General features: G+C 48.5%; 18 protein-coding genes and 2 tRNA genes. 5 read left to right on the forward strand and 15 right to left on the reverse strand.

Features of this window, described 5'->3' with window-relative positions:
• Window positions 1-11: 11 nt before the first annotated feature.
• Genes A3224_RS08740 through A3224_RS08760 form a run of 5 tightly spaced genes read left to right on the forward strand, consistent with a single transcriptional unit; the run spans window position 12 to window position 6,225 of the window.
• Entirely contained in the window at window positions 12-968 is a 957-nt protein-coding gene (locus tag A3224_RS08740) for a DUF58 domain-containing protein (RefSeq protein WP_231902329.1), read from the forward strand.
• On the forward strand, window positions 965-1,582 hold the full coding sequence (locus A3224_RS08745) for a DUF4381 domain-containing protein (protein WP_067153499.1): 618 nt from the start codon (window positions 965-967) through the stop codon (window positions 1,580-1,582). Before A3224_RS08740 ends, A3224_RS08745 begins: the two co-directional genes overlap by 4 nt.
• The gene (locus A3224_RS08750; RefSeq protein ID WP_067153502.1) at window positions 1,575-2,606 is read left to right on the forward strand and encodes a vWA domain-containing protein; all 1,032 of its coding nucleotides are present in this window, start codon (window positions 1,575-1,577) and stop codon (window positions 2,604-2,606) included. Before A3224_RS08745 ends, A3224_RS08750 begins: the two co-directional genes overlap by 8 nt.
• The gene (locus A3224_RS08755) at window positions 2,606-4,462 is read left to right on the forward strand and encodes a vWA domain-containing protein (protein WP_067153504.1); all 1,857 of its coding nucleotides are present in this window, start codon (window positions 2,606-2,608) and stop codon (window positions 4,460-4,462) included. Before A3224_RS08750 ends, A3224_RS08755 begins: the two co-directional genes overlap by 1 nt.
• Entirely contained in the window at window positions 4,456-6,225 is a 1,770-nt protein-coding gene (locus A3224_RS08760) for a BatD family protein (protein WP_231902330.1), read from the forward strand. Before A3224_RS08755 ends, A3224_RS08760 begins: the two co-directional genes overlap by 7 nt.
• Window positions 6,226-6,316: 91 nt before the next feature.
• On the opposite strand, the gene A3224_RS08765 is transcribed toward A3224_RS08760, so the two are convergent.
• From A3224_RS08765 to A3224_RS08830, 15 genes are all read right to left on the reverse strand, one after another.
• On the reverse strand, window positions 6,317-7,498 hold the full coding sequence (locus tag A3224_RS08765; RefSeq protein ID WP_067153506.1) for a glycosyltransferase family 4 protein: 1,182 nt from the start codon (window positions 7,496-7,498) through the stop codon (window positions 6,317-6,319).
• Window positions 7,499-7,518: 20 nt separating this feature from the next.
• The gene (locus A3224_RS16565) at window positions 7,519-8,406 is read right to left on the reverse strand and encodes a glycosyltransferase (protein WP_082817456.1); all 888 of its coding nucleotides are present in this window, start codon (window positions 8,404-8,406) and stop codon (window positions 7,519-7,521) included.
• Complete coding sequence (gene glf / locus A3224_RS08770) at window positions 8,403-9,551, reverse strand: UDP-galactopyranose mutase (protein ID WP_067153508.1); 1,149 nt, start codon at window positions 9,549-9,551, stop codon at window positions 8,403-8,405. Before glf ends, A3224_RS16565 begins: the two co-directional genes overlap by 4 nt.
• Window positions 9,552-10,309: 758 nt before the next feature.
• Window positions 10,310-11,815 (reverse strand): DUF6395 domain-containing protein, encoded by a 1,506-nt coding sequence (locus A3224_RS08775; RefSeq protein ID WP_067153510.1) that lies wholly within the window; start codon window positions 11,813-11,815, stop codon window positions 10,310-10,312.
• Window positions 11,816-11,942: 127 nt separating this feature from the next.
• Window positions 11,943-13,292 (reverse strand): glycosyltransferase family 2 protein, encoded by a 1,350-nt coding sequence (locus A3224_RS08780; RefSeq protein WP_156481456.1) that lies wholly within the window; start codon window positions 13,290-13,292, stop codon window positions 11,943-11,945.
• Window positions 13,293-13,303: 11 nt separating this feature from the next.
• On the reverse strand, window positions 13,304-14,290 hold the full coding sequence (locus A3224_RS08785) for a glycosyltransferase family A protein (RefSeq protein WP_067153514.1): 987 nt from the start codon (window positions 14,288-14,290) through the stop codon (window positions 13,304-13,306).
• Window positions 14,291-14,302: 12 nt separating this feature from the next.
• A complete protein-coding gene (locus A3224_RS08790) occupies window positions 14,303-14,947 on the reverse strand; it encodes an ABC transporter ATP-binding protein (protein WP_067153516.1) in 645 nt (214 codons plus the stop codon).
• Window positions 14,944-15,813: an ABC transporter permease gene (locus A3224_RS08795; protein WP_082817458.1), complete on the reverse strand. Its 870-nt coding sequence runs from the start codon at window positions 15,811-15,813 to the stop codon at window positions 14,944-14,946. Before A3224_RS08795 ends, A3224_RS08790 begins: the two co-directional genes overlap by 4 nt.
• Before the next feature lie 168 nt (window positions 15,814-15,981).
• Window positions 15,982-16,851 (reverse strand): NAD(+) kinase, encoded by an 870-nt coding sequence (locus A3224_RS08800; RefSeq protein WP_067157736.1) that lies wholly within the window; start codon window positions 16,849-16,851, stop codon window positions 15,982-15,984.
• Window positions 16,852-17,022: 171 nt separating this feature from the next.
• Window positions 17,023-18,084 (reverse strand): 1-aminocyclopropane-1-carboxylate deaminase/D-cysteine desulfhydrase, encoded by a 1,062-nt coding sequence (locus tag A3224_RS08805; RefSeq protein ID WP_156481457.1) that lies wholly within the window; start codon window positions 18,082-18,084, stop codon window positions 17,023-17,025.
• Window positions 18,027-18,812, reverse strand: coding sequence for an RES family NAD+ phosphorylase (locus tag A3224_RS08810; protein WP_067153520.1), 786 nt, complete (start codon window positions 18,810-18,812; stop codon window positions 18,027-18,029). Before A3224_RS08810 ends, A3224_RS08805 begins: the two co-directional genes overlap by 58 nt.
• Window positions 18,809-19,174 (reverse strand): antitoxin Xre/MbcA/ParS toxin-binding domain-containing protein, encoded by a 366-nt coding sequence (locus tag A3224_RS08815; RefSeq protein WP_067153522.1) that lies wholly within the window; start codon window positions 19,172-19,174, stop codon window positions 18,809-18,811. The genes A3224_RS08810 and A3224_RS08815 overlap by 4 nt, the downstream gene beginning before the upstream one ends.
• A gap of 172 nt (window positions 19,175-19,346) precedes the next feature.
• Window positions 19,347-19,423, reverse strand: a tRNA-Asp gene (locus tag A3224_RS08820).
• 27 nt (window positions 19,424-19,450) lie between these two features.
• Window positions 19,451-19,526, reverse strand: a tRNA-Val gene (locus tag A3224_RS08825).
• 90 nt (window positions 19,527-19,616) lie between these two features.
• Window positions 19,617-21,740 carry a DUF6351 family protein gene (locus A3224_RS08830; protein WP_197462965.1) on the reverse strand — a complete coding sequence of 708 codons (2,124 nt, stop codon included), beginning with the start codon at window positions 21,738-21,740 and terminating at the stop codon, window positions 19,617-19,619.
• Window positions 21,741-21,912 lie beyond the last annotated feature (172 nt).

Below are 21,912 nucleotides of genomic sequence, written 5' to 3' on the forward strand. Positions count from 1 at the left end.
TGCTTCAAGCAGTGAACCACACAGAATTGGAAATCCGCGGCGCCTACCCTAAGGTGGAACCCCTGGTGCGCCTGCGCCACATTGCCCGTCAATTGCAGCTGTTCAAGCCGCGCCTGGCCAGAAGTGATCAGGCGGGCAATTTGCTTACCCGCTATCGCGGCCGCGGAATGAATTTTGAAGAGGTGCGCGACTACCAACCGGGTGACGACGTACGTACCATCGACTGGCGTGTCACTGCGCGCACCGGAAAGGCACATACCAAACTGTACCAAGAAGAGCGGGAACGTCCGGTGGTGATCCTGCTCGATTTGCGCGCACCGATGTTCTTTGGCAGCCAAGTGGCTTTCAAGTCCGTAGTCGCCAGCGGCATAGCCGCGGCACTGGGGTGGGCCGCATTACAGCACAGTGATCGCGCTGGCGCTCTGCTGTTCACCGATAGCAACATAGACACAGTGCGCCCGCGCCGCAGCCATCACGCGGTGCTGGCCATGATTCACAATATCGTCGCCCGGGCCGGCGAGCTCACCAGTCCTGTTACCGGCAACTCACAGCCGCTGAAAAACATGCTCGAAGAGGCGCGCCGTATCGCCCGCCCCGGCAGCGCCCTGTTTTTAATCAGCGATTGTCACGACCTGGATGACAGTTGTGCGCAACCCTTGTATCTGCTCACCCGCCACGCGGATCTGCAAGTGATCCGCGTCAGTGATCCCTTGGAGCGGCATCTGCCGGATCAATCCCTTACCATCTCCGACGGCCGCCAGCGCACCTTCATAAACGCCGGCAGCCGTCCACTGCGCGAACACTTTGCCGAACACCAAACCCAGGTCCGAGCAAGAGTGGAACAGCTTTGCCGCAAACACCGACTGCCATTACTGGACTTCGATAACACGCAGCCGCTGATACCGGCATTAGTCGCCAAATATGGAAGCCGCGATTCAGCCCTTGCCGCGCGGAGAACAAAACGATGAGGTTCACCGCAGCTATTCTTCTACTCACTTTTGGCTGCGGGATAGCGAGCGGAGGCGTACTCGCGCAACAGCAGCCGCTTCAGCCGCAATTGTCGCCAGAGGCTCAGGAGCTGCTGGCTCAGTTACGCGATATCCATGAACCCGCTCCGGTCGGGTGGTGGCCACCGGCGCCCGGCTGGTGGCTCCTCGCCCTGTTGCTATTGACTTGTGCCGGTGCGGCGTTCCTGTGGTTGCGGCACAAGCGCCGACAGCGCCGAAAAAATCGCTACCGGGCCGAAGCCATAAAATTGCTGCGAGGTATAGACATTAAACAGGCACGGGCCACCCAGGATATCAACGAAATTCTCAAGCGCGTGGCGGTCACTCATTACGGTCGCGGCGTTTGTGGCAATTTGACCGGCCGCAAGTGGCTTGAATTTCTTCAAACCAGGGTCGCGATTGGCTGCCCGGAGGAAGTACAAAAAATTTTGCTGGAAGATCTTTACCGGGAGAGCAGTATCAATATTTCCGGCAACCAGGCTTTCCTGGACTACGCCGTGGATTGGGTCCAGCGGCACGGGCAGCGCAACGCCAACGGCGGGAACTTAACCGCAATGGAGGCGGAGAATGTTTGAATTCGCCTCGCCGTGGGCTTTCCTCCTGCTGCCGCTCCCCCTTTTGGCACGTTGGTTGCTGCCACGCGCCAAGCCACTGAGCAGTGCAGTGAAGGTTCCCTTTTATGCGGAACTGTCACAGCATGGCGGCGGAGAACAGAGCAATCTACTGAACTTGTTATTACTTTCCCTCATCTGGCTGCTGCTGGTCGGCGCCGCTGCCCGTCCCCAGTGGTACGGGGAACCCATTACCCAGACCAGCAGCGCCCGCGATCTGCTGTTGGCGGTGGATATTTCCGGCAGCATGGAGACCCCGGACATGCTGCTGGGCGGCCACCCCGCCATGCGTATCGATGCGGTCAAACAAGTTGTCGGCGACTTTGTCCAGCGGCGGCAGGGCGACCGCCTCGGCCTTGTGCTCTTCGGCACGCGCGCCTACTTGCAGGCGCCGTTGACCTATGACCGCGAAACCGTCGGTACCCTGTTGTGGGAGGCGCAAATCGGCTTTGCCGGCCAGGGCACCGCCATTGGCGACGCCATCGGACTTTCAGTAAAGCGCCTGACCCAACGCCCGGCGGAACACCGAGTGTTGATCCTTTTGACCGATGGCGCCAATACCGCCGGAGAGGTTGCGCCGCTGAAGGCCGCCGAACTGGCCCAACAGGCGGGAGTAACCGTCTACACAATCGGCGTCGGCGCAGAGGAGATGGTACAGCCTGGCCTGCTCGGTGGGCGTTTTGGAAGCCGGCGCATCAATCCCTCCCGCGATCTGGACAGTGAAACGCTGCAGGCTATCGCAGACAAAACCGGAGGCCGTTATTTCCGCGCTCACAATCCCCAGGAACTCATGCAAATTTACGCTGAACTGGACCGCCTGGAACCCGTGGAGCAAGAGGCCGAAAGTTACCGTCCGCTAAAATCCCTCTACATCCTGCCTCTAGGCGCCGCTCTGGCGATTGCCCTCCTCTGGGCTGCAGTACCACTGCTCGCCAATGGTCTTAACTGGGGAAGTACAGCAGGCGACAGCCGGAGGCGCACAAGCTGATGTTTATAGAAGACCTCAATCAGTTTCACTTCCTGCGCCCACAGCTATTGTGGCTCTTAGTTCCAGCCGTAATGCTCTGCTGGGGCCTGGCGCGCACCATTCTCAACAGTGGGCAGCTGCAAAAAGTTATCGACCCGGAACTCCTGCCCCATCTGCTGCTGCGCGGTGGAGAACAGCGGCCTTGGCTCTTCACGCTCATCTTCGCCCTCCTCTGTGGTGCGATTGTCGCACTCGCCGGCCCCAGCTGGCGCAAACTGCCGACCCCCGTCTACAGCAACCAGGACGCACTGGTAATACTGCTGGACCTGTCGCCTTCGATGATGGCTACCGACTTATCCCCCAACCGCCTGACCCGTGCGCGGTTAAAAATTCTCGATATTCTCCGTCAGCGCAAAGACGGTCTCACCGCCCTAGTCGCCTATGCCGGAGAGGCCCACGTAGTCACGCCCTTAACGGAAGACACCGCCACCATCGCCAATCTGGTCCCGGCCCTGTCGCCAGCCATAGTGCCGGTATCTGGCAGCAATATCGAAATGGCGGTGGAAACCGGCATTCGCCTGCTCAAAGATGGCGCCACCGGCCGAGGGCAACTACTAGTGGTAACTGACGGTATTGACGATGCAGCTTTAGACACGGTTGCGAAACAGGTGGCGGATGCGGGAGTAGCACTGAGTATCCTCGCTGTGGGCAGTGGCGAGGGCAGCCCCATTCCCCGTGGAGACGGCGGCGGTTTTATCACGGATAACAACGGCGCCATCATTATTTCCAATTTCGACGCCCGCGCCCTGGCAAAACTCGCTCGCCGCAGCGGCGGCCACTACGCCACAATCAGTGTGGACGACACCGATATCGCCCAACTGCTTCCAGAAAAAGAGACGCCGACACAGGCCAGGCTCACGGAACGTGAATTCGATCAATGGCGCGAAGAGGGGCCCTGGCTGGTATTGCTATTACTGCCATTTATCGCCCTGCTCTTCCGCCGCGGCACCCTCGCCTGCGCACTTCCCTTCGTCCTGTTGACCTCGCTTCCCCAGCAGTCCGAAGCCTTTGAATGGCAGGATCTCTGGCTGCGCAAAGATCAACAAGCCCAACAGTTGTTGCAACAAGGCGAAGCCGAGCAGGCCGCAAAAACCTTCCGTAACCCCGAGTGGCGTGGTACCGCCAACTACCGCGCCGGAGACTTCCCTGCTGCGGCGCAAAACTTTGCCCGTGGCGACGCCCCTGAAAGCCTTTACAACCTCGGCAACAGTCTGACTCACCAAGGCCGCTACGACGAAGCCATTGCCGCCTACAACGAGGCACTGAAACAGCAGCCACAATTCGCCGACGCTCAGCACAATCGAGAAATTGCCGAGAAACTCAAAGCACTGCAGCAACAACAGCAGCAACAGCAACAATCACAGCAGGACCAGCAACAATCCGGAGAACAGGAACAACAACAGCCGGGCGACAATCAGCAACAGGGCCAGAATCAACAGCAGGATCAGCAGCAGGGACAGAATCAACAACAGAGCGGAAACCCGCAATCTCAGCAATCGCCCGACAACCAGCAATCATCCGAACAACAATCCAAAAATAACAGCCAACAAGAGCAAAACAAACGCGAACAAAGTGCCTCGCAACAAAAAAGCGAGGATCAGGAACAGACAGATGGAGAACAACAGCCAGTTGGCGTGGATGAGCAACCACTGGACCCCGAGACGCAGCAGGCCTTGGATCAATGGTTGCGCCAGATTCCCGACGACCCCGCCGGCTTGATGCGCGAAAAATTCAAATACGAAAGCCTGCAGCGCCGCCGCGCCTACCGCAGCGGCGAATGGCAACCCCCGGAAAACGGAGCCACGCAGAGATGGTAAGTAAATGCGAAATGCGGAGCACGGAGCAATTGGCAGCGGCAAATCCAAGTGCCACACCCACCAAGTCCAATAAACGACTTGGCAAGCACGCACACTGGTTAACCACTTTCCTCCAGGCAATGCTGCTGATGGTGCTGGCCAATTTCGCCCAGGCAGCCGGGAATCTCACCGCTACTGTGGATCGCAATAAAATCGGCATTGATGAAACATTGAACCTGCGCTTGCGCTACACCGGTGACGAGTCGGGCGGCCAGCCGGATTTCGAACTGCTGGAACAGGACTTCGATATCCTCTCCCGCCAACAATCCAACCAGTATCGGGTCATCAACGGGCACGCCGAAAGTTTTGTCGAATGGATGCTGACTCTGGCACCGAAACGTGAGGGCAACTTATTCGTGCCGTCCTTACACTACAAAGGAGAGGTATCCGATGCGATACCAGTTATTGTCACCGAAGCCGGCAGCGGCCCCGGCGCCGACAACCGTCAGGCATTTCTCGAAGTAGAGCTGGATAAGGAAAGGCTCTACGTGCAGGAACAGCTTCTGGTCAAGGTGCGCCTGTATACCACTATCGGCCTCCACGATATCGCCACGGAACCGCTGCAAATTCCCGGCGCCCATATCGAAAAGGTGGACGAGCAGCGCTATGAGCGCCGCATTAATGGTGTCGCCCACGCGGTGTATGAACTCACCTATGCCGTGTTCCCGGAAAGTTCCGGAGAACTAACCATACCGGCGCTCAATTATGTTGCTATCGCAGGCAGGCGCGATCCCTTTTCCCTGTTCAATCGCAACAGTCAACGGCTGCGCCTGCGGTCGCAGCCAAAAACCATTGAAGTCCAACCCAAGCCTGATACATACAGCGGCACTCACTGGCTTCCTGCCGCCAGTCTCGGCATAGTGCAAAGCTGGAGCCAGGATCCAAAGACATTTACCGTCGGAGAACCGATCACACGCATCGTCACCCTGCGTGCCGAGGGCCTGCGCGCGGCCCAGTTGCCACCGCTGCCAAAACTCAATGTCGAGGGCCTTAAAACCTACCCAGATCAACCCCAACAGGATGATCAGGCCGATCTCAACGGCATCACCGGCAGCCGCACGGAAACCACCGCCATCGTCGCCACCAAACCAGGCGACTACCAGTTGCCGCCCATTACACTCACCTGGTGGGATACCAAAACCGGGCGCCAGCGCGCCACTCAACTACCCGCCTTCCGTTTCACGGTCAGCGGCAGTGCCACAGCCACAATGCCTCAGCAGCCCGGCGCCACTCCCGATCTTATCCCTGGCGCCACCTCAACCACGGCCGCACCATCAGTAATGCAAAGCAATTTTTGGCGCAACCTCGCCATCGCCGCCCTCGCCTCTCACCTGCTGTGGCTGTTGTACTTCCTGCGGCGTCGCAACGTCCAACCTGAAAACAGCAGCGCAACAAAAAAACAACCAAACGCCAATCAACAAGCCCGTAACCTGGAAAAAGCGGCCGACACGGGGGACCCAGCCACCATCCAACAAGCCACCCTCAAATGGCTGCGTGCCCGCTGGCCAGAAATATCGGCAAGTGGGCTGGAGGAAGCAAACCGACAACTGGGATTTGAGGAACTGGAAAAACTACAGGGATTACTGGACGCGGCCCTATACGCCACACCACCGAAGCCGCTGAACCGTCAACAGGTGGTGATTTTGGTGGGGAGGTTGCTCAAGCGGGAGCCTAAAAAAGCCAAAATTACGAGTGATAATCCACTCCCAGATCTGTTCCTCTGATTACCCGCTGAACAGCTGGGGGCATAATGACATAAAGCGAAAATACTATTAAAGATCTGTCAAATAGATCTATAAGAAAGCGTGGTTTAAATTAAAGTCTCATTGAACTCTTGTATAGCCTAAGTGTCTGCGAAATAACTTTTTCGCTAGAAAAATGATTTTCGACAAGCTTCCTTCCAGCAAGACCGAACTGGTAACGTAAATCTTTATTTGTCACCAAAGTCTTCAGTGCGATAACTAATGAGTCCACATCACCCGGCTGGATAAGTAACCCATTGAGACGGTGTCGTACAATTTCCCGACAACCCGGAACATCTGTTGCGACTAATGGCCTTCCACATGCAGCTCCTTCTATCAGTATTCTCGGTATACCTTCACCATAAGAAGTAGGCAAACAGACGATATCACATTGTGAAAAAGTGGGGATCATATCCTCCACTCGCCCTAGCCATCTGATAAATTCTCTATTCCTTAAAGCCTGTATATCTTCTTTATCCAATCTATCAATATGGGATTCATCCGGTATACCGGCAATAACCAGCTCTAACTTATATCCTTCTCTAACCAGCCTAGCCACAGCATCTTCTAATAACTTGATGCCCTTGCTTTTTAACAGGCGTGCAGCGAATAATATTCGGACAGTTTCACCTTTCTCTGGCTGACAGAGTAAAGGGTATTCATTTAGATTAACACCTGCACCTGGAAGCACTTCAACGGAAGAAAACAATAGACCTTTTTTCTTTGTCAAAGCATAATCATCACCATTCTCGAATGTGGCCAGAGCCCTTTTCTTTTTCTTCCCACTTGTTGTTTTTAACAGCACCTTCAAAAAAAGCCATACACTTCTTGATATAAAAACATCTGACCGAAGTTTTCCTAAACCAGGAAAACTGGCAACGATCGGCTTTTTTAAAACTTTGCTGATTAATAAAGAATAACAAATTGGTTTTATTGTTATAGCGTGAATCAGCGCTACATCTATTGATGACAGCGCACGTGCTATCGAGACCAATGATTTTAATTCGAACAACGGATTAAAAGAATGGCGCACTATTGGCACATCTAAGAGTTTAAACCCTAAAGAAACGATCTCATCTCGAAACTTTTTTTCTGTAACCCGAGTAACAATACAGACATCCCAGCCATCGAATTTAGCTGCAATTGCACGCTCCTTCCAGTGCAACAAGAAATACCAGTCTACATTAATCAAAAAAACCAAAGTTCTTTTAACTCTCTCCTTAGTCAAGTCTGTAGACTCGGAGGCCAATCTCATACCTACCTCTAAAAATTTCTTTATGCATCGCGAAGTGCACGCAGGTAAATCTTTAAAGATCTTTGACGAATAGATTGCAAAAACCAGCTAGCGCCCTTTATCGCCAATGCGGGATATCGAATAAGAGCCGGGAACTTTTTGATGGTTTTTAATCCGTTTCGAACAAAATAATAAAAACGAGTGCCGGATATTTTCCCAGACCGCCTGGGACAATCATGGTAAAAAATCAGTTCTTCACAATAATTTACCATGATACCTTCAGCTCTCATATCTAAACAAAATGAAATATCATCCCAGTACAAAAAATACTCTTTACAAGGCATGACTTCAGAGTTTTTTAGAGCTTCTAGTGGAATAAACATTCCCACAAAAGAAGAAGCCATCACAGGTTTCAGCCTATCCCCCTCACATGATGGATCCGACAGTGCTAATAGACTATCTCTTGCAATAAAATTTCTCAGCAATAAACTTAAGGTAGGATTGGCCATGGGCCTATTCATTGGACAGGCTTGGCCATCAGGAAATAGTACCTTTGCAGCAATTATTTGTTTATAATTGCTGTTGATCATTTCACTACTCTGAAATCGATCTATCGCATTAATATCGGGATAGCTGTCATCATCCGACAAAACCACCCATTGACATACCCAATTATTCTTTACATATTCCAACCCATAATAGTAGCCACCTGCCCCACCAACATTTTTCTCCAGACTTAGAACAGAAATACGATCAGATTCCAGACATTCTAACTCTTTTAGATAGAGGGCTGTTGAATCAGTTGAGGCATTATCCACCACCAATACTTTTTGTATAGGCGATTTCAGATAACATTGTAGAGTTTTCTTTAACTTATCAATACGGTTGTGGGTAACCACAACCGCAACTATTGAGCAAATATCAGTCATCCTAGCGGGTTCACGTAAAAAGATTGCATCTGCCTTCCGTTTTTCATACACAAAAGAAACTCTCGGGCAGTGTCCAGTGCTTCACGAATAGTCACATCCATATCTAAATAGCGATAGGTTCCCAAGCGACCAACGAAGGTAACCTTTTGCTGATTTTTCGCTAACTCAACGTATTTGGCAAGCAATTCTTTTTCTTTTACCAAGCGTATAGGGTAATAAGGAATATCATCTTTTCCACAAGCCCTACTATATTCTCTATAGCAAACTGACTTATCATGTTCTTCCCAGGGTGCAAAATGTTTATGTTCTGTAATACGTGTAAAAGGAACTGACTCCTCACCGTAATTCATGACAGCGCACCCTTGATAATCTCCATCAAAAGTAAAACGCTCAAAATCCAGAGTACGATAGCCCAGCCGCCCCAATTCATAATTAAAGTATCCATCAAGCGGCCCGGAATAAAAAACATGATCGAACTCAGCTCCGTCTCCACGCTCAAATTTTTTATTCAGAATAACCTCTATATTAGGATGATCAAGGATTTTTTCAACAAGCTTTGTATATCCATGCTCAGGCATTCCCTGATAACGATGAAAGAAATAATTATCATCGTAGTTAAAACGCACCGGCAACCGTTTTAAAATACTTGCAGGTAACTCGTTGGGATGACATCCCCACTGCTTCTGGGTGTACCCTTTGAAAAAGGCTTCATAAAGCTCTCTGCCTACAAAGCGCAAAGCCTGTTCTTCAAACGTTTTCGGTTCTTCTATAGAAGTGTCAGCTTTAGATTCTAAAAAGACGCGAGCCTCATCAGGGCGCATAACCTTTTCAAAAAACTGGTTAATCGTATGCAAATTGACAGGAAGTGAAAAAACCTGCTCTTTTACTGTTGTTTTTACTCGATTGGTATATGGCTTGAAAGCAGAATATCTATTAACATATTCCCACACTTCCTTATCGTCGGTATGAAAAATATGAGGCCCATATACATGAACTAAAACACCCGTCTCTCTGTCACGCTCGGTGTGACAATTGCCTGCTATATGTGACCTACTATCAACAATAACAATAGAGTGACCTGCACTAGCTAACTCTCGACCTATAACCGCGTTACTAAGGCCTGCACCTACCAGTAGTATTTTCATAATAGTTTAAAAATTAAAAAATATCATTTCGCATTGGCTGCACATATAAGCAGCATCAGAACAACCGGCCAAATAAAAAATAAATCTCCTTTAAATCAAAGTCAAATATCCAAATAGATTCCCTCAGAAAGCTCTCTATTTTCATACCTACAATCTGTATCTTGTTGGCCTTCTACCTAGATAATTCAAGCCAGCAAGCATTTGGACCAAAAAGAAAGCGTTTAATCTCTAACACATAAAAATACGACTGTATTCCTATTAAACCACGAAAGCCTAAATATAATATAATCAATCATCTCTGCACAATAGTTTGCATTTTCTTTCAGATCTTTCGTATTGCCGCCATTATTTCAGCATACTGCATCAGCATTGCAAACTAACCGACGTTTATATGTGCCGACTTGCATCTTCATACAACAATGCCACTCGAAATTTTGTTGACACTGGCACATTTCAGAATTCCGAATACAACTCTTAGCTTCTCTGAAAGATGGCATATACTGAGAGGCCACGCATATCCCAAAATATTTAGGGAACCTCTGATTAATTCTCGTGAACACTATGGTAGCTCCCGGGGCGCTCAGGCAATAGGACGGGCATTTCGAAAACGCACGAGTATTTCCCTGTAGCTCCGACGGATACCTCCCTGTATCTGACGGTTTCGAAATGCCCGTCCTATTGCCTGAGTTTCACATCCACCCCCGAAGCGCCCCTGCCACCAGAAAGTAACTTAATCAGAGGTTCCTTAGTAGAGTCGATTATCGTCTACCAAATAAAATTTTGGATATTCGACCAGCAACCTTACTATACAAACCCGACGCTAACGTGGATATAATATTTGGATAAAGATCACCTTGTAAAAAAAAATATTTTTTTACAAGATAGTTCACATCGTTAAACTTTATTCTCTTTTCTGAACTTCTATTATTTATATATCGCTCAATCGCCAAGAAAAATTCTATTTCCCTCACTTTTTCAGCCAATTCTGCATTATATTTTTTTTCTTCAAAAAATTTTACAGTATTTAATGATTGAAATTCTGACTCCTCTTTATCTGTCATGCTAGGTAGTATGTTTTTGATCTTTGACTGAACAGATTTTTTTACATCCACGTCAGATAAACCAGATACTGCCGGGGAGTAATACTTATCTACATAACCAGGATCAATTGGATAGATAGATACTTTTTCTTCTAACAGCCTCATAATAGGATTTTTATTTTTTATTTTATTAAAAATATACTTAAGCGTTGGTATCCATTCAATCCCCTGCCTCGAAGTATTTGTCAAAAATTTAATCACAGGCGGATGTTGAAAAAATCTACTCAGCACAGCCTCATCCAAGCTTACCTCCCCTACGGCGGCAGAAATCAAGTACTTTCTAAAGCATTTAATACACTTCATGCAAGGCTTTTTAAATTCGCCATAAGCACATGTAGTGGTAATTTCATGCAATCCAGTTTTTACATTAATCAAGGTTGTCCCAACTTCTGAAATCGATTTAACAGGAGAGTCCAGCTCCAAACCAACAGCCTTATAAAGAGCTTTACCGTTTGGCTCGAATTTCTTATTAAACATTGTCTCATTGCCAGTCAAGCCAGCATGAATATCTCCTGTAGCAATAAAATCAATATCAAAATGATCCGCAAGAAAAATACAAGGAATGGTGAATGAGTAGTTATCAGGATACACACAGTAGGATCCATTCCACATCAAATATTCAAAATCCGTTTCTACCAAAATCTTGCTATAGCACTCTGGCATATTTTCCAACGTTTTCTTATTTGCATCAACTTTATACCATCTTTCTCTTAATGGAATATTCTGGTGCTTAACTCGGCAGCACTGAATTAACACAGTATCATCTGGCATAAGAGATGCAGCGGCCACCGAGTCAGCACCGCCACTAAAAGAAACAGCTTTACGCCCACTGCTGCTTTTCCTTGGTAGTAAATTTTCATCTACGGTATCGCTGAAAAAACCATAATGCTGCTTAATCGCATCATTAAAAGCAGGACTAATAGGATACGGAAAGGAGATTTTTCTATGCACAAAGGGTGAAAAAATTTTCAATAATCCGAGCGCAAGAAGATCCGGATGCGGGAAATTCGGCTTGAAGTCGAAATAAAATCTACAACTTGTATCTTGAAGCTCCATTTCTTGACGGCCAGCATTGAAACTAAAAGCTTTTTTTGACTCACCCTCCTCCAGCTCAACAGAAAATTCCCATATTCTATTTTCTATTTCATTAAAAAATACTTTCACTGTTAATAACTCCTAGGGTTACTGTCAAATCTTATGCCGTCAGGAGAATACCCTGCCGGGTGAGCATTGTATCCCGCACTCCGTACTTACAGCTAAGGCTTTTCTTATATCCACAGATATCAATCTGTTAGCAACTCACACTGTCAAGATCATTTTTTTGTTCAACTTGCCTACCCTGAGCCTTTAATACTTCTATTTCAGATCTAATTTGTGAAAGCTCTTTAAGAACAGTTTTTTCAAATTCATCATTCAAAGCTAACATATATTTCTGAAACTCAACTTGACATTTAATCGTTTCCAACTTACCCATTATTTCCTTATTGCTAATATCTTTCTTAGGTAGGCAGCCACTTATCATCTTTAGCACTCTTTTTATCGGTGCAGGCGACCTGTGGTAAACATAACCTTTTATCTTTCTTAGAGTATCCTTTAATCCATATTCTTTGTAATTATCATATGCTTGCCCGACCAGTGAGACTTTAAATCCTCTAACATTCTTATCAGTTGGCATAAAATTAATTAAATTAAACGCATATCCCGCCAGCTCCCTGCCTCGGTTACCCATTTTTTCAGACATAGTAACTGAATATGCAAAGTTCAAGTCATGCATAGATAAAGCTTCCGACAAGCACTGCACTACATCAGGTTTGTGTTCATCTCTAATTGCATCATAGATCCAGCAAGTATTGTTTACTATCCAAAGAATCAGCTCTTCACGGAAAGTGTCGTAACTATCTGAGGCAAGCAACCAATCCATTATTGTTTTATGGTGTTCATACATTGCCAAAAGACGTTTATCAGCCGCTCCCATCGTCTGGCCAACTCTATTCATCCGGTGATAACAGAGACATTTATTCACAAGCACAAAGCTCTTGGCTTGTGTAACACAAAACCAGTGAAAGGGATTATCTTCATAGAAATAGTCACCCTCGGGAAAAAAAATTTCTTTGTTAAAAAGAAATTCTCTCAGGTATAACTTTCTCCATGGAACCGGATTGAATTTAAGAATTTCTTTTCTTTCCTCCAAACTGGAGATATGCGTATTTAATGGTAAGCCATGCCGCCATCTCTTTGCATCAGAAGGTTCGTAATATTCATTTTCCTTTTCGTCATAATTCTTATAATTCCCTATAATGACCTCTGCCTGGTGTTCTTCAGCAGCTTTAACGAGCTCCTCAAACATATATGACTCACACCAGTCGTCTCCATCGACAAAGCCAATATATTTTCCTGATGCTTTTCTAAGACCGATATTTGCGGCTACTGCCACGCCGCCAGGAGTATTTTCCGGCAGTAATATAGGGACAATTCGATTATCACTGTTTGCGGCTTGTTTAATTAAAGATGGAGTAGCATCCGTTGATCCATCATCTACCACAATAATTTCAATATCTTTATATGTCTGCGATAATATGCTTTGTAGACACCGCTGAATATATTTTTCTATATTATACGAAGTAACAATTACGGAAATCATATAAGTACCACTCAAGAAAGCCCCAAACGAAATCGCAATGCTTTATTTGCTGTTGCCGGCATTCCCTCAGACAATCTAATAAAATCAAGCTTTGTCATCGACTTAAAGCTCTCAGAAAAGCCTGATTTAAAATCATCTTTGAGACCGTCATCCAACCTCTGCCACGCCCAATAGAACAGTTTTAACTTGAAATTGACAAAGAAGTGATAGTAGCTATATTTAAAATTGTCATGTGAACTAAAATAATCTTCCAAATCCTGAAAAACATCCAGCATAGCTAAACGCCGCTCATCAAAGATATTGGTAATTTGGTTTGCTGTTATAGATACTCTATGCGCACAAAAGGCCGCTGGAAGTATTGATACACGCTCCGCGTTCATCAGCAAGATCCAGTGACCTAACACATCATTGTGCACAGGAGTTTCTGAAAATTTCAGACCTATACGCTTAGCAAAATCAGTTTTTATCAGCTTATTCCAAGGGTAATTTGTGAGCTTCAGAATGTAGCCATGCTTTATTGTAGAAAAACAGGATGTATTATTTGCAGATTGTTTATTTAGCCGCTCAAAAATAACTTGGTCTTCTGGAATCATGCCCAGTTTTTTATCATTAAGAGCAAAAACTCTTTCATATTTCATCAGCAAAACTTCACTGTCGTCATGCTTTGCCTTTTTCAATGCTTCATCTAACATACCCGGGTAGACAAAGTCATCGGCATCAAAAAACAAAGTATACGGCTCTATTACATGCTCAAATGCCTGATTCCTCCTATATCCGGCCCCTCTTTTTTTATTGTCGAAAAAAATATCAAATGGAATTGATTTTTTTGTTAAAAAGTCTGTTGCCGCCTCAACAGTATTATCGTTTGAATTATCATCAGCGATATAGAACTTAACAGAGGCGTCGTTGTGATCAACAATAGAACAAATAGCTTCAATGATTCTTTTTCTTTCATTATGAACAGGAATCACAACAGCCACTTCACTAGCAGAACCCATATCTCCTCCAAACTAATTTAAAGAAATTGTTCTATCACAGAGTCGTTTAATTTGACTTTCCGAGTGAGAAACTAGAATTACTGTTTGCTCAGAGTGTATTTTTTTTAACATTTCAGCTTCTGCCTTTTCACGAAATTCTTTATCTCCCACACTCAGAATTTCATCGAGCAATAAGACATCTGGAGAAAGATACATGGCCACTGAAAAACCAAGACGGGATCGCATTCCAGATGAGTATGTTTTAACTGGTCTATCCATGAATTCTCCAAGGCCGGAAAACTTTTTAATTTCCTCTAAACGATCCTCTACTTCTTTGCGGCGAAACCCCATCAGCATCCCGCTAATTACCGCATTGTCATAGCCTGTAAGCTCCGAATCAAATCCAGCCTGAAGAGCCAACAGCGACACTGTAACTCCATAATTTTCAACTTTTCCAAAGTCCGGCTTAATTATTCCTGCGATAACTTTTAAGAGAGTAGACTTTCCTGCACCATTTCTCCCTAAAATCCCAAGCGTTTCCCCTTTGTATATATCAAAACTAACCGAATCTAAGGCTGTAAAACTTTCAGCCTTCTTAAAAATTCCACTTCGGCGTCGATATTGAATACCAACATCTTTTAATGAAATCACTATTTCTTTTTTAGGATTGATACTCATTCCAGCACCACACGCGCAAACCTACCCTCAAATATTTTATAAAAATGCAGAGTAATAGATAGTAGTATCAACGTACCAACAGTCAGGTAAAAAAGAGCTGCCCAATCCGGCCAGGACGCTTCTAAAAACACCACTCTATACTGATGTAATAGGTTAGCCATAGGATTAATGAAAAATAGATCTCTCCATTCCTCTGGGATTTTTTCCGGCTTAAAGAAAATGCCGCTTGAAAACATGACAAACTGGATACCTGTTGGCACCAGGTTAATCAAGTCTCTCAAGAAAGGAATTAGCATGGCAATAAAACAACTCACCAAAATAATCACCAAAAGCTGTACAATAATAATTGGAAAAATTGCCAACCAATGTATCGTCGGAGAAATCCCATATAAAACTAAGAATATAAAAAGCACTATGAACAAGAAAAACTGCTTGCTCAGATTTTGCACCACCCCGACAAGAGGAAAAAACAAAGGAGAGATACGGACTTTATTCATCAGCCCGCGACCTGCAACGATTGAATTGGCAGTTTGATTAACCGTTTTTGCAAACCACTGAAACGGAACCAAACCAGTAAGCAAATAGGCAATAAACCCTTGGCCTCCACGTTGCATTAATAACCCGAACACCAAATAAAAGACCACCATATAAGCTACTGGTTCAATTATCCACCAAGCATAACTAAGATAGTTACGATTGGCTTCGCTTTTTAAATTAAGGCGAGCTTTTGTCCAAACAAGATCTGCAAAGTCGATAATATTTCTATGCTGTCTTGGTTTTAACAATCTAAGCCCTGGCTGAGGCGTTTGATTATCAAGAATATTATCAGCGCTCTCATCAGAGCTTTTCACGTTGCGCCAATACATAATTATAACTGTCTAGCCTTTTAAATATTTCATATATCTATACTAGCCAACATAATGTACTCAACTTCAACATAAGTTATGTTTTAAATTGAGTAACCGTACCAGGACCGCACCCAAGTGAAGTTCTGCTGACTATTAGAAAATAAAAGTTTTACAAGCTCGCACATTTCACTCTGCCCAGCCAAGTTTCGTGCGGCAAGTTTCGTAAAAGTTATGATCTAGAGGATGAATCAATGTTAAACGGTGTGGCTTTTTATGAATCCGCACTATATCTCCCGGCCCCGTAATCAATTGATCATGCCCATCACAAGTCACATGCGGATTCGCTGTGTTGTGTTCACTCACAACAATCTTGAACTCACTACTACCCTCTACCACAATCGGCCTACTGCTCAGCGTGTGCGGGTTCAATGGCACTAAAACAATCGCATCCAGCTTCGGATGCATAATCGGCCCACCACCCGACAGGGCATATGCTGTAGAACCCGTCGGAGTGGATACAATTAACCCATCCGATCGCTGTGTGTATACGAATTGACCATCGATGTAGAGATCGAATTCAATCATGCGGATGAATTCACCTGGGTGAATGACCACATCATTCAAAGCAGATCCCTTCCCAATCGGCTTCCCATCGCGGGTGACAGACATATCGAGCAGAAAACGGCTTTCAGCCATGTATTTGCCGGCCAGCACTTCACCGACTTTCTGTTCAATCTCATCTGGAGTGATATCGGTTAGAAAGCCCAGGCGTCCACGGTTGATGCCTAGGAGAGGAACGCTGAATTTGGCCAGAGCGCGCGCAGCGGCGAGTAGGCTGCCATCGCCGCCTACTACAATGACCAGATCACAGAGTTCTCCGAGCTTGTCTTTTGGAGCAACACGGGCAGAGTGGTCAGAAACAGCCCCAGCGGTTCCCTGCTCCAGAACCACTGCATAGCCTTCCCGTTCCAGAAACGCCATCAGACGTTTGAGCGAGAGAACAGCACTGTCACTTCCTGTACGACCAATTAAGCCAATATTATGAAATTCCGACACCACTCCCCCATAGTGCCCCATAACGGGCCCAGCATTTGACATTTATTTAGCCGGCCCTAGTAAGTGCACCTCTGCATGCCGACAGGCCCCCCTAATTAGGAACCGGCAATTATGCCTGAGCTTAGAGTATGAGTCGAACTGACCCGGAGAGTTCAAATGAGAAGTTATGGGTCAATTCTGTAGCCTTTTCGACAGGACTTTTTCCCGAAATCCGCGCCGTCCTTGCAGCCCGCCAGAATGCAATACAAGCATTCGGCTTCCGGAAGAAATTCGCCCTCCCTCGCTTTCTCTATGTAACGCGTACATAAGCTTCGCGGTGTACACAGGATCGAGCGGTATACCGGTTTGGCATTCGAAGACTTTCTGGAAGTCTCTCAGATATTGAGGATTTTTCGCGTAACCACCACAGTGGTATGTACTGTTCAAAAAAAGATCAGCTTCGGTGTGATTTGAGGTGCACCCTGGCTCACGCATGGCGCCATAGGGTTTAGGCAGTCGTTTCAACCATTGCTCTACATCCCGCTGAATTGAGCTGCCGGCTTTCAGCACTTCCACACCGCAGACAGAAAAGCGCGTGATTGATGCGGCCAGGCCGGCTGCGGTCAAACCAGTGCCACAAGCAAGCCACAATTGGTCAAAATCTATGGGGGCTGTTTCTTCAATTACTTGCCCCAATAGCTGTATCCCCCTGGCACCAGCAAGATTGGCTCCACCTTCGGGGATGTACAAAATGCCCGGTTGCGCCAGGCCCAACTCACTCAGGAATTCCGGTTCGTTGCGTCGGCGATAGGTTTCCCGTCTGACGAACCGAAGCTGCATGCCGAGACGCTCAGCATCCTGCAGTGTAGCGCTCAATACTGGACGCCGTTCACCACGGATGATTCCGATTGTGCGGAAGCCAAATCGTGCCCCCGCGGCCGCCGTTGCGTGGATATGGTTAGACCAGGCGCCGCCACAGGTAACTATGGTGTGGGCCCCCTGCTCTTCCGCTTCGAGTAAGTTGAAAAGGAGCTTATAGGCCTTGTTGCCAGAAATGACCGGGTCTAGCAGATCATCGCGACGAATCCACACCTCTATGGCTGGGAAAAGATCACAGTGGATGCGCTGATAGGGGATCTGCCGCGCAGTTTCTTGCAAATATACCGGATCGAGGTGCGTCAGGTAGCGGGGACTCATCATGCCGGCCTCGGTAGCCGTCCATTGACCTGAAAGCTTTCCAGGGCAAAACTGCACGTCTCCGTTCGGTTTCCGAACTTCACCAGAAAAACCACTTCCTTTTCGCTGGTATCCGCTGTGACATCTGCTTCCTGCATGGGCGGACGCTTGAGCAACGCCCCGGGTTCGAACAGGGCGACATTAATGCCTTCTGAGTTGCTGGGGGGCAATTGTGCCAACGCCGCTTGCAAAGCACGTGCTGAAGGTGTCTCAAGACCCATGATGCCGGCTTGGCGTAGCTGACTGCCCAGCTTTTGGCAAAATTGGTAGTCCTCCGGGTGCGTCACTTTCGACCAGTCACTTGCCCAGGCCGGGTCTTGTAGCCGGATACCGGGATCAGCACAGTACTTGGCGGAAAAGATAAGGTGGTAACTGGTAATGGGGTGCAGGGGCACCGGGTCCATGTCATGGAAAAACAGTAATCGGTAGTAGGCAGCTTCGGCAAGCACCGTGGGAATTGTTTTGCTGCCATAGAATATGCCGGATTCCGCTGTACCGCCGAAGCGGGAACCCCAAGGTAAAGGCGGATAGCGGAAAGGGGTTGCCAAGAGATAATGCAGATTTTCACTGCCGGGCAAACGCGGTGGCTTGCTCTGTTCCAGCAGTTCTTCCAGCACTTGCTGTTTCTGCAGATTGTCGACCAGGCTACGGGTAGCGACCTCCTCCTGAGATTCGACGATCCGATACAAGCGGCCAAGCAGACGTTGACAATTGGAGTGAATGCGCTGCAATAAATCGCCGCTCACACCTTACCCCGCATGGCATCCAGGTAGGAGACAATTCGGACTAGCCCATCAATGCGGCACGCCAGTGTCTTGGGCACCCCTCCCAGAGCGCGGTTGGGTGTCGAGAACCAATAGCGAGCGCCTTCCGCTCCCCCCATCAGCACAAAGGCCGCTCGGTATGCGCGCACTAGCAGGAGAGCCAGTTGGCCGGGGGCACTTTCCGGGTCAAGCCCGCTTCTGCGCCTCAGGGTACGATCGTCCAGATGGATGATTTCGCCGAGCTCTTTCTTTTTCAGCCCAAGGTGGTCAGCGGTGTTCAACAGGGCTTCGAGAAGTACCGCGTCACCACTGGGGTGAGGCTGATAATTGGGAATTGAAGTCATGGCGCCTTCTCTCAACTGAGACTGGTCACTTGACCGAATATAGGGTTAAAACGGTCAATATGCAACTTAAGAGCGCTTTAGGTACTCAAGCGGGCTTGAGATCCTGCCGAGAACACACTCGGTCGTACAGGTATAAAAAAAGCCCACACTTCTGTGTGGGCTTTTGCGTATATGGCGGACCGGACGGGACTCGAACCCGCGACCTCCGGCGTGACAGGCCGGCATTCTAACCAGCTGAACTACCGGTCCGCAGTAGATGCACTTCCTATCAGGAAGTGGTGGGTGGTACAGGGGTCGAACCTGTGACCTACGGCTTGTAAGGCCGTCGCTCTCCCAACTGAGCTAACCACCCTTATTGCTTCAGGGCCTTGCCCCTCGAGCGACGCGCATCATACCGGATTGCGCGGGGCTGTCAACAAAAATACGCCAAAAATTTTTGCGGCTATGGATTTTCCTTTTCACCGCGTGGAAAAGACACGGGCAAAGGCTGCGGCTCCACTTCTTTTGAATCTTCCTCCGCAAGCTGATCGATGGGACGGCGGTAGTCCGGTTTTATCAAGTGTCCGGCAATTTCCACTGGACGTTCGCCAGGAATCAGCTCTTCTTTCGGTCGAGCGATATCCGGTTGATTGTAATTGCAAACACCGGACGGAAAGATCCGCCGCATATCGTCGATTCGAGCAGCGATTTCTTCCGTATACGCACCGTAAATCCCTTTGGCGATAGCCCGCTCCACCGGCTGTAACGCACACTTGAATACATCCCCGGTAATCGGCGCCCCTGCGACTTGGCGCGGTGTACTGTAAATCGGATAAACCTGCATACACTCGCCCACAGCCTGCCGGTTCCAGGCCCCATTCCACACACCTGTCCCTGCGGCCATCACATTGCCTTCCTTGTCAAAGCACCGATCGCTGGCGTCCTCCGGGCGATTGGCGGCGACACCGGCCTCGGGGTTGTCGATGATGTTCATCATCCAGCGGTCCATAGTGTCGAGCGCCTCATTGAGAGGGGTGTAATTCTTGTGGCTGATCCAAATTACCTGATTGTCGGCATGTCCCCTAGCACGGCGGATACGTTCACGGGCCGCGAAAGAGGCGGCGCTGTGGTGCATATCCAGATCTGTGTCCAAGTAGTGGCGCAGGTCAATGATTGGTATTTCCACATCACCGAGGAATACGTGGCCAGAGCGGTAAATTCCCTCTATTGCCTCCCGGCTAGCCCTGGTGCGCTCAGCCGGCTTATCCAGGCTTCCCAGGTTCATGTTCTGCTCACTCCAAATGGATAACTCCACCGGAAAAAGGCCGCCATTGACGAACCAAAGTTTTTCATTGCTTTGGTCCCGCGGCGACTTCCATCCCCCGATGGTGGCATTCAGAGCCAGAAAGGTGTCCACAGAAATTTTTCCATTCACCAAAGCCTGCAAACCATACTGCACACCCTCATTGTCCCAGGCACTGTTGGCATAGCCATCGTCACCGGCTCCATAGAACTGACGCAAGTCTTCCCAGTGGGACCAATGTGTGCGGCTCGCCACCTCTTCGGCAAAGTTCTTAATGAAGTGCACAAAGTTGGGGTTGTTCACAAGTGGCACCAACCCGCGCCACCCCTGGGTACACTCGGTAGCTCCCCGCGTGACATGGCGATAGCGGCCGTCAAACAAAGACGCAGCCCTTGTTAACAAGCGGAAGCGGCTGTTTATCTCATTATTGGCGGAAAGCCCCTGAATGAGCGTGCGATTGGCCGCGTCGCGCCAACGGGGATTGGCCGCATCCACCACATCGAAAAAATACTCCAAAGGCTCGCAGTCAAATACATAGATGGTTTGGCTGACCATGTCAGGATAGGAGTAAAGAGGAATGGCTGCATCCAGCAGGCCCGGCGCATTCTGCGCAAACAAATACTGCTGGATAGCGCCACCGGAACCACCGAGACCAACGGTGTACAGAGGTTCACCATAGAGCGTTATAAATTGTTTCTTCAACCGGCGCGCCGTATCCTCCGCCAGCCAAATATTGTAGTGGTTGCTGGTTTGGTTGGCGGTTGAGTAGACAACCGCATAGCCCCGCGCCAGCTGATCAGCGCGGCGGGTCACTATATCTCCCTTGCTGATATCGCCCTGACGACGGCCTATCCCCACGCCACCCCGCATCTGATAGATCAGCCGGCGGTTCCAGTTGCTGGGGCTGGGTCTGTCCGCGGATTCCCCCTCTCCCCGCAACGCGGCAATGGCGTAAAAAAACCGATTGATAGTACCGGTCTCGAGGCGCACCACGAAATCGGTGGTTCTACCGTTGACAGTCACCTGATCGATATCGCCATTGGCCTCTTCCAGCGGGTGAAAATTACCGTCGCGCGTGCTTCGGTAGAAATAGACAACCTCTGTTGGATGGCTGCAATCACGGCTGTAGCCGATAATTTCTCCGGTTTTATTGCCCTCTTCGTCCAGGGCAAAGACGGGTACACCCTCGCCCCGCTGATTGTCCACCAGCGGTTGGCGGCGGGTAATGGCATTGGAACCGCAGTAAAAAGGATAGGTGGAGGGGCCCGCAAACAGCGTTTCCACAGGCCCGACCTCCCCAATTGTGATCGGAAAAGGAAAGTACTCAGGCGGGCGCTCCATTACCCGCGGATGTGGACCGGTGTAGGCGGGTGCGGGACGGTGATCCAGTGCTCCCTCTGGCACTCCGACTACAGGCGCATCTGGCACATCGGGTAGCCGGGGCAGCTCACGGTAT

Origin of the sequence: Microbulbifer thermotolerans (assembly GCF_001617625.1) — a bacterium.
GTDB lineage: Bacteria > Pseudomonadota > Gammaproteobacteria > Pseudomonadales > Cellvibrionaceae > Microbulbifer > Microbulbifer thermotolerans.

What these genes read in the sequence shown, in the direction of transcription:
- A3224_RS08745 (WP_067153499.1), top strand. Translation starts at nt 965, where the DNA reads ATGAGGTTCACCGCAGCTATTCTTCTACTCACTTTTGGCTGCGGGATA.
- A3224_RS08750 (WP_067153502.1), top strand. Translation starts at nt 1,575, where the DNA reads ATGTTTGAATTCGCCTCGCCGTGGGCTTTCCTCCTGCTGCCGCTCCCC.
- A3224_RS08755 (WP_067153504.1), top strand. Translation starts at nt 2,606, where the DNA reads ATGTTTATAGAAGACCTCAATCAGTTTCACTTCCTGCGCCCACAGCTA.
- A3224_RS08760 (WP_231902330.1), top strand. Translation starts at nt 4,456, where the DNA reads ATGGTAAGTAAATGCGAAATGCGGAGCACGGAGCAATTGGCAGCGGCA.
- A3224_RS08765 (WP_067153506.1), bottom strand. Translation starts at nt 7,498, where the DNA reads ATGAGATTGGCCTCCGAGTCTACAGACTTGACTAAGGAGAGAGTTAAA.
- A3224_RS16565 (WP_082817456.1), bottom strand. Translation starts at nt 8,406, where the DNA reads ATGACTGATATTTGCTCAATAGTTGCGGTTGTGGTTACCCACAACCGT.
- glf (WP_067153508.1), bottom strand. Translation starts at nt 9,551, where the DNA reads ATGAAAATACTACTGGTAGGTGCAGGCCTTAGTAACGCGGTTATAGGT.
- A3224_RS08780 (WP_156481456.1), bottom strand. Translation starts at nt 13,292, where the DNA reads ATGATTTCCGTAATTGTTACTTCGTATAATATAGAAAAATATATTCAG.
- A3224_RS08785 (WP_067153514.1), bottom strand. Translation starts at nt 14,290, where the DNA reads ATGGGTTCTGCTAGTGAAGTGGCTGTTGTGATTCCTGTTCATAATGAA.
- A3224_RS08790 (WP_067153516.1), bottom strand. Translation starts at nt 14,947, where the DNA reads ATGAGTATCAATCCTAAAAAAGAAATAGTGATTTCATTAAAAGATGTT.
- A3224_RS08795 (WP_082817458.1), bottom strand. Translation starts at nt 15,813, where the DNA reads ATGTATTGGCGCAACGTGAAAAGCTCTGATGAGAGCGCTGATAATATT.
- A3224_RS08815 (WP_067153522.1), bottom strand. Translation starts at nt 19,174, where the DNA reads ATGACTTCAATTCCCAATTATCAGCCTCACCCCAGTGGTGACGCGGTA.